Source organism: Pseudomonas sp. GM79 (assembly GCF_000282495.1).
Taxonomy (GTDB): domain Bacteria; phylum Pseudomonadota; class Gammaproteobacteria; order Pseudomonadales; family Pseudomonadaceae; genus Aquipseudomonas.
On record NZ_AKJE01000114.1, the window covers coordinates 80,854 to 91,332 of the forward strand.

General features: G+C 60.1%; 10 protein-coding genes. 8 read left to right on the forward strand and 2 right to left on the reverse strand.

Going from position 1 to position 10,479, the window contains the following annotated elements; translation table 11 throughout:
• From fmt to PMI36_RS01110, 4 genes are all read left to right on the forward strand, one after another.
• Window positions 1-960 (forward strand): methionyl-tRNA formyltransferase, encoded by a 960-nt coding sequence (gene fmt, locus PMI36_RS01125; protein ID WP_008076306.1) that lies wholly within the window; start codon window positions 1-3, stop codon window positions 958-960.
• Complete coding sequence (gene rsmB / locus PMI36_RS01120; RefSeq protein WP_008076313.1) at window positions 957-2,267, forward strand: 16S rRNA (cytosine(967)-C(5))-methyltransferase RsmB; 1,311 nt, start codon at window positions 957-959, stop codon at window positions 2,265-2,267. Before fmt ends, rsmB begins: the two co-directional genes overlap by 4 nt.
• Window positions 2,268-2,289: 22 nt before the next feature.
• The gene (trkA, locus tag PMI36_RS01115) at window positions 2,290-3,663 is read left to right on the forward strand and encodes a Trk system potassium transporter TrkA (protein WP_008076315.1); all 1,374 of its coding nucleotides are present in this window, start codon (window positions 2,290-2,292) and stop codon (window positions 3,661-3,663) included.
• A gap of 174 nt (window positions 3,664-3,837) precedes the next feature.
• Window positions 3,838-4,152 (forward strand): tetratricopeptide repeat protein, encoded by a 315-nt coding sequence (locus PMI36_RS01110; RefSeq protein WP_008076317.1) that lies wholly within the window; start codon window positions 3,838-3,840, stop codon window positions 4,150-4,152.
• A gap of 110 nt (window positions 4,153-4,262) precedes the next feature.
• On the opposite strand, the gene PMI36_RS01105 is transcribed toward PMI36_RS01110, so the two are convergent.
• Window positions 4,263-5,150: a lysophospholipid acyltransferase gene (locus PMI36_RS01105; protein WP_008007909.1), complete on the reverse strand. Its 888-nt coding sequence runs from the start codon at window positions 5,148-5,150 to the stop codon at window positions 4,263-4,265.
• Window positions 5,151-5,190: 40 nt separating this feature from the next.
• Window positions 5,191-5,748, reverse strand: coding sequence for a DNA-3-methyladenine glycosylase I (tag, locus tag PMI36_RS01100; RefSeq protein ID WP_008076319.1), 558 nt, complete (start codon window positions 5,746-5,748; stop codon window positions 5,191-5,193).
• Between the two features lie 81 nt (window positions 5,749-5,829).
• On the opposite strand from tag, the gene glyQ reads away from it, so the two are divergent.
• The 4 genes from glyQ (at window position 5,830) to PMI36_RS01080 (ending at window position 10,239) form a co-directional block, all read left to right on the forward strand.
• On the forward strand, window positions 5,830-6,783 hold the full coding sequence (gene glyQ / locus PMI36_RS01095; protein WP_003213601.1) for a glycine--tRNA ligase subunit alpha: 954 nt from the start codon (window positions 5,830-5,832) through the stop codon (window positions 6,781-6,783).
• Window positions 6,780-8,834 (forward strand): glycine--tRNA ligase subunit beta, encoded by a 2,055-nt coding sequence (gene glyS, locus PMI36_RS01090; RefSeq protein ID WP_008076325.1) that lies wholly within the window; start codon window positions 6,780-6,782, stop codon window positions 8,832-8,834. Before glyQ ends, glyS begins: the two co-directional genes overlap by 4 nt.
• A gap of 4 nt (window positions 8,835-8,838) precedes the next feature.
• Complete coding sequence (gene gmhB / locus PMI36_RS01085) at window positions 8,839-9,378, forward strand: D-glycero-beta-D-manno-heptose 1,7-bisphosphate 7-phosphatase (RefSeq protein WP_162830932.1); 540 nt, start codon at window positions 8,839-8,841, stop codon at window positions 9,376-9,378.
• An 81-nt stretch (window positions 9,379-9,459) separates the two neighbouring features.
• Window positions 9,460-10,239, forward strand: coding sequence for a lysophospholipid acyltransferase family protein (locus tag PMI36_RS01080; protein WP_032830766.1), 780 nt, complete (start codon window positions 9,460-9,462; stop codon window positions 10,237-10,239).
• Window positions 10,240-10,479: the final 240 nt, after the last annotated feature.

The window sequence follows — 10,479 nt, forward strand, 5'->3', positions numbered from 1 at the left end:
ATGACTGAGCCACTGCGCATTGTCTTTGCCGGTACCCCGGAATTCGCCGCCGAACACCTCAAGGCTCTGCTCGACAGTCCTTACGAGATCGTTGCGGTCTACACCCAACCGGACCGTCCGGCAGGCCGTGGGCAGAAGCTGATGCCGAGCCCGGTCAAGCAGTTGGCTCTGGAGCACAACATCCAGGTATTGCAACCACCGACCCTGCGCAACGAAGACGCTCAGGCTGAACTGGCCGCACTGAAACCGGATTTGCTGGTGGTGGTCGCCTACGGCCTGATCCTGCCGCAAGTAGTGCTGGATATCCCGCGCCTGGGTTGCATCAACAGCCACGCTTCATTGCTGCCACGCTGGCGCGGTGCGGCGCCGATCCAGCGCGCCGTTGAAGCGGGCGATAGCGAGAGCGGCGTGACCGTGATGCGTATGGAACTGGGCCTCGACACCGGGCCGATGCTGCTCAAGGTCACCACGCCGATCAGTGCCGAAGACACCGGTGGCAGCCTCCATGATCGCCTCGCAGAAATGGGCCCACCGGCCGTGGTGCAGGCGATTGCCGGCCTGGCTGCGGGCACCCTAGAAGGCGAAGTGCAGGACAACAGCCTCGCCACCTACGCACACAAATTGAACAAGGACGAAGCGCGCATCGACTGGAGCCGCCCGGCGGTTGAGCTGGAGCGTCTGGTTCGCGCCTTCAACCCTTGGCCGATTACCCACAGCACGCTGAACGGCGAAGCGCTGAAAGTGTTGGCTGCGAGCCTGGCCGAAGGGCAGGGCGCGCCGGGTGAAATCCTCAGCGCCAGCAAGGACGGCTTGGTCGTCGCCTGCGGTGAACAGGCACTGTGCCTGACCCGTCTGCAGTTGCCCGGCGGCAAGGCGCTGAACTTCAGCGACTTGTTCAACAGCCGTCGTGAGAAATTCGCCCTCGGCACCGTTCTCGGTCAAGCGGCGGACGCTCAATGAATCCACGTCTGGCCGCCGCCAAGGCATTGGCCGCTGTTCTTAACGGAAAAGCCTCACTCAACAGTTCTCTGCCGACGCAAATGGACAAGGTCGAAGACCGCGATCGCGGCTTCACCCAGGACCTGGCATTTGGCACGGCTCGCTGGCAGCCACGTTTGTCGGCGCTGGCGGCCAAGTTGCTGCAAAAGCCGTTCAAAGCGGCTGATGCCGATGTCGAGGCGCTATTGCTGGTCGGCCTCTACCAACTGCTCTACACCCGGGTTCCGGCCCACGCGGCCATCGGCGAAACCGTCGGTTGCGCCGACAAACTGAAAAAACCGTGGGCCAAAGCCTTGCTCAACGCCGTTTTGCGCCGCGCCCAACGGGAAAGCGAAGCGCTGCTGGCCGAGCTGGAGCACGACCCGGTGGTGCGCACCGCTCACCCGCGCTGGCTGCAAAAATCCCTCAAAGCCTTCTGGCCTGAGCAGTGGGAAGCCATTTGCGCGGCGAACAACGCTCACCCGCCGATGATTTTGCGGGTCAACCGTCGCCATCACACCCGCGATGCTTATCTCGGGTTGCTGACCGAAGCGGGCATCGCTGCCACGCCGTGCATTTACAGTCAGGACGGCATTATCCTCGAAGCAGCGGCCGACGTGCGCAGCCTCCCGGGTTTCGCCGAAGGCTGGATCAGCGTGCAGGACGAAGCCGCGCAACTGGCTGCCGACCTGCTGGACCTGGCGCCAGGCCAACGGGTGCTGGACGCCTGCTGCGCACCGGGCGGCAAGACCTGCCACATCCTTGAAGCCGAGCCGGCACTCGCCGGCGTGGTGGCGGTGGATCTGGAAGCCAAGCGTCTGGTGCGGGTGCGGGAAAACCTTGCACGCCTGGGCCTGAGCGCCGAACTGATCGCCGCCGACGGCCGCGACACCGCGACCTGGTGGGACGGCAAGCCATTCCAACGCATTCTGCTGGACGCGCCATGCTCGGCTACCGGTGTGATTCGTCGTCACCCGGACATCAAACTGACTCGCCAACCCGACGACATTGCCGCATTGGCGGTGCTTCAGGGCGAATTGCTTGACGCTATGTGGATAACGTTGGAAGTGGGCGGCATTCTGCTTTACGCCACTTGCTCCACACTGCCGACCGAGAACACCGAAGTCATCGAAGCGTTCCTTGCTCGCACGCCGGGCGCCCGTGAACTGGACCTCGCGACTCAAGCCGGTATCAAGCAACCTCACGGTCGCCAATTACTGGCCCAGGAAGGCGGCCACGACGGGTTCTACTACGCCAAGCTGATCAAGATTGCCGCCGCGCGCGGTTAACCGGTTTTAAGGGAGTGACTGGATGAAAATCATCATCCTCGGCGCAGGGCAGGTCGGCGGTTCGCTGGCGGAACACTTGGCCAGCGAGGCCAACGACATCACCGTGGTCGACACCGATGGCGAACGCCTGCGTGACCTCGGTGATCGGCTGGACATCCGCACCGTGCAAGGTCGCGGTTCGCTGCCGACTATCCTGCGTCAGGCCGGTGCCGACGACGCCGACATGTTGGTTGCAGTGACCAACAGTGACGAAACCAACATGGTGGCCTGTCAGGTCGCTCACACTCTGTTTCACACACCGACCAAGATCGCCCGGGTCCGCGAAGCCGCGTACCTGACCCGCGCCGAACTGTTCGATAACGAAGCGATTCCGGTCGACGTGCTGATCAGTCCGGAGCAAGTCGTTACCAACTACATCAAGCGCCTGATCCAGCATCCGGGTGCGTTGCAGGTAATCGACTTCGCCGAAGGCAAGGCGCAACTGGTGGCAGTGAAAGCCTATTACGGCGGTCCGCTGGTGGGTCAGCAATTGCGCCAGTTGCGTGAACACATGCCGAACGTCGAAACCCGCGTTGCGGCGATTTTCCGTCGTGACCGGCCGATCCTGCCCCAGGGCGATACGGTGATCGAGGCCGACGATGAAGTATTTTTCATCGCCGCCAAAGCGAATATTCGCGCGGTGATGAGCGAAATGCGCCGCCTCGATGAGAGCTACAAACGTATCGTCATCGCTGGCGGCGGGCAGATTGGCGAGCGCTTGGCCGAGGCCATCGAAAGCCGTTATCAGGTGAAGATCATCGAGATGAACCCGGCCCGCTGCCGCCATCTCTCGGACACCCTCGACAGCACCGTGGTGTTGCAGGGCAGTGCCTCCGACCGCGACCTGCTGATCGAGGAGAACATCGCCGACGCCGATATCTTCCTGGCGCTGACCAACGACGACGAAGCCAACATCATGTCGTCGCTACTGGCCAAGCGCCTGGGCGCGAAGAAGGTGATGACGATCATCAACAACCCGGCCTACGTCGACCTGATCCAGGGTGGCGACATCGACATCGCCATCAGCCCGCAATTGGCGACCATCGGCACGTTGCTGGCCCACGTGCGGCGCGGCGATATCGTCAGCGTGCACTCATTGCGTCGAGGTGCGGCGGAAGCCATTGAGGCCATCGCCCACGGTGATTCGAAGTCGAGCAAGGTGATCGGCAAGGCCATTGAAAACATCGGCCTGCCACCAGGAACCACCATTGGCGCGATCATCCGCGACGAAGAAGTGATCATCGCCCACGACAACACAGTGATCGAAGCCGGCGACCATGTGATTCTGTTCCTTGTGGATAAAAAGCATATTCGGGATGTGGAAAAGCTGTTCCATGTGGGGTTGAGCTTCTTCTGATCCGGAATTTGCAGTGGCTGGACGGGCCTCTTCGCGGGCAAGCCCGCTCCCACAGTGTTTTGCACTGAACACATATCTTGTGTACGACCGAGATTCCTGTGGGAGCGGGCTTGCCCGCGAAAGCAATCTCAAGAACAAACAGGCATCCCTGAATAACCTCAATAGGAATCCACCATGATCGAATCCCTGGAAAAAATGCTCGCCAAGGGTGTGGATAACTCCCTGCTGCGCTTCGGTCTGGGCAAGGGTTATCTGGATCTGGGTGAAAATGCCAAAGCCGCAGAGCATTTCCAGCGCTGCGTCGATTTCGATCCGAAGTATTCGGCGGCCTGGAAGCTACTGGGCAAGGCCCATCTGGCGCTGGCGGATTACGCGGCGGCACGTCAGGCCTGGGACCAGGGCCTGGAAGCCGCCCGCAACCATGGCGACAAACAGGCCGAGAAGGAAATGACGGTGTTTTTGAAAAAGCTTGAGCGTCAGGCGCACTGATCAGAGGCAACTCAGGCCAAAGATCAAAAGATCAAAAGATCGCAGCCTGCGGCAGCTCCTACGGAAACCTGCGATCTTTTGATTTTTACCGGGGATTATCCACAGCAGCCTCAGTACCAGCGTTCTTCGCCCGGCGGACGCTTCTTGAAGCGCTTCATGCTCCACATGTACTGGCTCGGATAAGCCCGCACATAGCGCTCGACCACTTGGCTCATGGCCGCGCAGGAGGTTTCGGTATCGGTGCTGTACATAGCCTCCGGGGCGGCTTCGAGGATCACTTTGTAACCCGAACCGTCCGGTAGCCGCAGGGCATGCAGGAACACGCCGACCGCTTTGCCGCCGGCCAGCATGTTCGGCACGAATTTACTGGTCAGGGCCTGAGTGGCGAAGAACGGCACGAAGATCCCGGCGGATTCGGCCGGTTCCGGGTCAGCCGGAATGCCCACTGCCCCCCCTTTACGCACTTCCTTGATCACGCTGAGGATGCCTTCCTTGGTGGAAGCGGCCACCCGGTTACCTAATTGCACCCGCTGCTTGCGCAGCAACTCATCCACCGCCTTGAGCTTGGGCGGACGGTAGAAAATGATCGGTTTGCACTGGTTGCAATAGAAGTGGTTCAACACTTCCCAGTTGCCCAGGTGGCTGGTGATGCCGACCACGCCTTTGCCGGAGGCGAGGGCGTCTTTAAGCACATCGAGACCTTCGACTTCACGCACCAAATCAATGGAACGCTGGGCCGGCCAGATCCACGCGCAAGCGCTCTCGGTCAGGGACTTGCCGATGTCTTTCAGGCTCTGTCCGACTAAACGCTCGCGTTCGGCCGGGTCCATCTGCGGAAAGCACTTGGCGAGGTTGATCCGCACCACGTCGCGGGAACGGTTGGGGGTTTTCCACATGATCCAGCCAATTGCTGAACCCACCGCCTGCACGGCCCGCCAAGGAAGCAGGGCAAACAGACGCAGAGCGCCTACCAGCAAGGCGCCTTTCAACTTATCCACAGGTCACTCCTGATCTTGTGCTGTGCGCGAGGCGGCTATTCTAACCGCCGTTCGCCAAGGTGGCGTAGCGATCGCAATCCCGGGTGTGGTCCATGACCATGCCCGAGGCCTGCATCAACGCGTAACAAATGGTCGGGCCGACGAACGTGAATCCGGCTTTTTTCAGGCCTTTGCTCATCTCGACGGCAACCGGTGTCACGGCCGGCACTTCACTGCGATCCTTGAAATGATTGATCACCGGCGCTCCGCCGACGAACGACCAGAGAAACACCACCGGGTCCTCCAGCGCCAGCCAGGCTTGGGCATTACGCCGGGCCGCATTGAGTTTGAGGCGATTGCGGATGATCCCCGGATCGAGCATCAATTCATCGATTTCCGCGTCGCTCATCTGTGCCACACGCTGTACGTCGAAGCCAAACAGCACCTCGCGATAACGCTCTCGTTTGCGCAACACAGTGATCCAGGAAAGCCCGGCCTGGAACCCTTCGAGCAAAAGCAACTCGAACAAACCCTGCGCATCGCGTAGCGGCGTGCCCCACTCCTGATCGTGATAAGCCATGTACAGCGGATCTTCGGTACACCAAAAGCAGCGTGGCATAAGGCTCCAGGGGGCGTGCGCAGGACCGAATCGGGTATACTCCCGCTCTTTAAATCGCAGCCCAAGAAACAGGTGAATTTCGTGAGCCAGCCTACGCCAGCCGTGCGTACCTTCCAAGACTTGATCCTCGCCCTCCAGCAATACTGGGCCGAGCAAGGTTGTGTGGTACTTCAGCCCTACGATATGGAAGTAGGCGCCGGCACTTTCCACACTGCCACGTTCCTGCGCGCCATTGGCCCGGAAACCTGGAACGCCGCTTATGTGCAGCCCAGTCGTCGCCCGACTGACGGCCGCTACGGCGAAAACCCGAACCGTCTGCAGCACTACTACCAGTTTCAGGTAGTCCTGAAGCCGAACCCGGACAACTTCCAGGAACTGTACCTGGGCTCCCTCAAGCACGTGGGCCTCGACCCGCTGGTGCACGACATCCGTTTCGTCGAAGACAACTGGGAGTCGCCAACGCTGGGCGCCTGGGGTCTGGGCTGGGAAGTCTGGCTCAACGGCATGGAAGTGACGCAGTTCACTTACTTCCAGCAAGCGGGCGGCATCGAGTGCTACCCGGTGACCGGCGAGATCACTTACGGTCTGGAGCGCCTGGCCATGTACCTGCAAGGCGTGGACTCGGTCTACGACCTGGTCTGGGCTGACGGTCCGTTCGGCAAGGTGACCTACGGCGACGTGTTCCACCAGAACGAAGTGGAGCAGTCGACCTACAACTTCGAACACGCCAACGTCGAGAAGCTGTTCGAGTTGTTCGACTTCTATGAAAGCGAAGCCAAGCGCCTGATCGAACTTGATCAGCCATTGCCGTTGCCGAGCTACGAAATGGTGTTGAAGGCTTCCCACACCTTCAACCTGCTGGATGCGCGCCGGGCGATCTCGGTGACCGCGCGTCAGCAATACATCCTGCGTGTACGCACCCTGGCGCGTTCCGTTGCGCAAGCCTACCTGCTGGCTCGAGCCAAGCTGGGCTTCCCGATGGCGACCCCGGACCTGCGTGATGAAGTACTGGCCAAGCTGGAGGCTGCACAATGAGTGCTCAAGATTTTCTGGTTGAATTGGGCACCGAAGAACTGCCACCCAAAGCCCTGAACACCCTGGCCGAAGCGTTTATGGCCGGTATCGACAAAGGCCTGCAAGCTGCCGGCCTGAACTACGAAACCAAAACCGTCTACGCCGCGCCACGTCGTCTGGCCGTGCTGATTACCGCGCTGGCGACCCAGCAGCCGGATCGCAGCATCAACCTCGACGGCCCGCCACGTCAGGCCGCGTTCGATGCCGAAGGCAACCCGACTCAAGCAGCCCTGGGCTTCGCCAAGAAGTGCGGCGTCGACCTGAGCGAAATCGATCAGAGCGGTCCAAAACTGCGCTACAGCCAAAGCATCGCCGGCAAGCCGACCGCGAGCCTGATGCCGACCATCGTCGAAGACTCCCTGAACGACCTGCCTATCCCCAAGCGCATGCGCTGGGGTGCTCGCAAAGAAGAATTCGTTCGCCCGACCCAATGGCTGGTGATGCTGCTTGGTGACCATGTCATCGACTGCACCATCCTTGCCCAGAAGTCCGGCCGCGATTCCCGTGGTCACCGCTTCCACCATCCTGAAAGCGTGCGCATCACCTCGCCGGCCAACTACCTGAGCGATCTGCGTGCGGCTTATGTGCTGGCCGACGCCAACGAGCGTCGCGAGCTGATCAGCAAGCGCACCGAAGAACTGGCGACCCTGCAGGAAGGTACGGCGATCGTGCCGCCGAGCCTGCTCGACGAAGTGACCGCGCTGGTTGAATGGCCGGTGCCGCTGGTGTGCTCGTTCGAAGAACGTTTCCTCGACGTGCCGCAAGAAGCGCTGATCACCACCATGCAGGACAACCAGAAATATTTCTGCCTGCTGGATGCCGACGGCAAGTTGCTGCCTCGTTTCATTACCGTGGCCAACATCGAAAGCAAAGACCCGCAGCAGATCATCGCCGGTAACGAGAAAGTGGTTCGCCCACGCCTGACCGACGCCGAGTTCTTCTTCAAGCAAGACAAGAAGCAGAAACTCGAAGACTTCAACCTGCGTCTGCAGAACGTGGTGTTCCAGGAAAAACTCGGCAGCGTCTACGACAAGGCCGAGCGCGTTTCCAGGCTCGCCGCGTTCATCGCTCAACGCATTGGTGGCAACCCGGCGTGGGCTTCCCGTGCCGGCCTGATGTCCAAGTGCGACCTGGCGACCGAGATGGTCGGTGAGTTCCCGGAGATGCAAGGTGTCGCCGGTTACTACTACGCCCTCAACGACGGCGAGCCGGAAGAAGTCGCCCTGGCGCTGAACGAGCAGTACATGCCCCGCGGTGCCGGCGCTGAATTGCCGACGACCCTCACCGGTGCGGCCGTGGCCATCGCCGACAAGCTCGACACGCTGGTGGGTATTTTCGGTATCGGCATGTTGCCAACCGGGAGCAAAGACCCGTACGCCCTGCGCCGTGCTGCTCTGGGTGTGTTGCGGATCCTGATCGACAAGAAGCTCGACCTCGACCTGAACGACGCCGTGGCGTTTGCCGTGAATGCGTTCGGTACCAAGGTCAAAGCTGCCGGCCTGAATGACTCGGTGCTGGAATTCATCTTCGATCGTCTGCGTGCCCGTTATGAAGACGAAGGCGTTGATGTCGGGACTTACCTGTCGGTCCGTGCCCTGAAGCCGGGTTCGGCGCTGGACTTCGATCAGCGTGTACAAGCGGTAGAAGCGTTCCGCAAATTGCCGGAAGCCGCAGCCCTGGCCGCTGTGAACAAGCGCGTTTCGAACTTGCTGAGCAAGGTCGAAGGCACCGTTCCTTCGGTCGTTGAAGCCAAATACTTCGACAACGCCAACGAGTTCTCCCTGTATTCGGCGATCCAGCAGGCTGACCAGGCTGTTCAGCCAATGGCCGCTGCGCGTCAGTACAGCGAATCGCTGGCACGTTTGGCCGCCTTGCGCGAGCCGGTAGATGCATTCTTCGAAGCGGTGATGGTCAACGCCGAAGATGCCAAGGTGCGAGCCAACCGCTATGCGCTGCTGGCGCGTCTGCGTGGCTTGTTCCTCGGCGTCGCCGACATTTCGCTGCTGGGCTAAGGGGCTGCTGTTGAAACTGCTGATTCTCGATCGGGACGGAGTGATCAATTACGACTCCGACGCGTACATCAAGTCGGTGGAGGAGTGGATTCCGCTCCCCGGTTCGATCGAAGCGATCGCGCAGTTGAGCAAGGCCGGCTGGACGGTGGCGGTCGCTACCAACCAGTCGGGCATCGCTCGCGGCTATTACGACATCGCCACCCTGGATGCCATGCACGCTCGCTTGCGCGAGCTGGTGGCGGAGCAGGGCGGTGAAGTCGGGCTAATTGTCTATTGCCCGCACGGCCCAGACGATGGCTGCGATTGCCGCAAGCCAAAACCCGGGATGTTGAAAACCATCGCCGCGCATTACAACGTTTCGCTGACGAATCTATGGTTCGTCGGCGATACTCTCGGTGACCTGGAAGCCGCCAAAGCCGTCGACTGTCAGCCAGTTTTGGTAAAGACCGGGAAAGGCGAAAAGACTCAGGGCAAGACCCTACCGGCAGGCACCTTGATTTTTGACGATCTGGCGGCGATTGCCGCGGAACTTATCCACAACTAAGGCTCTTCTGACATCCTGACCAAGGACTGATCGGGAGTGCGCTTGAATAGGCGGGCAATGCCCGCAACGGTAAATGTCGCCATGTCGATACTGCAGGCCATCAGAACTTTCCTCTTTTACCTGCTGCTGGGCACCAGCTCTTTGCTCTGGTGCACCCTGAGCTTTTTTATCGCGCCGTTTCTGCCGTTCAAGGCGCGCTATCGCTTTATCAACGTGTACTGGTGCCGCTGCGCCTTATGGCTGAGCAAAGTCTTTCTGGGTATCCGTTACGAAGTGAAGGGTGCCGAGAACGTGCCTGACCAGCCCTGCGTGATTCAGTCGAACCACCAGAGCACCTGGGAGACATTCTTTCTCTCGGCCTACTTCGAGCCGCTGAGCCAGGTGCTCAAGCGCGAACTGCTCTACGTTCCGTTCTTCGGCTGGGCCATGGCCATGCTGCGACCGATCGCCATCGACCGTGGCAATCCAAAAGCTGCGCTCAAGCATGTGGCGAAGAAGGGCGATGAGCTGCTCAAGGACAAGGTCTGGGTACTGATCTTCCCGGAAGGGACTCGCGTTCCCTATGGCACGATCGGCAAGTTTTCCCGCGGTGGCACCGCGTTGGCCGTCAATGCGTCATTACCGGTACTGCCGATTGCGCACAATGCCGGCAAGTTCTGGCCAAAAACCGGTTGGGCAAAGAAGCAAGGCGTGATCACCGTGATCATTGGCGCGCCGATGTACGCCGAGGGTAACGGGCCGCGAGCCATTGCCGACCTGAATGATCGGGTGCAGGCCTGGAACGAACAGATGCAGCGCGAGATGGGCTCGCTGCCAGCAGCCCCGGCGGCCCCGAATGCGACCGATCAAGTGGCTGTCTGAGATTCTGTGGATAACCTGTGTACCGTTTTGTTGAAAAACGTCGTTTTTAGTTTTTAAGCTTATGATTTACATACATATTTCTTAAGCAAATAAAACGTCGAAAAAGGTGCATAAGTTTATTTCGGACGTAAAAAAACCGGCTGATATAGCCTAATGCCAGTCAGTTAAGGTGCGAAACCTGTGGGAGCGGGCTTGCTCGCGAAGGCGATGTGTCAGGCAACATCAATGTTGACTGTGCCG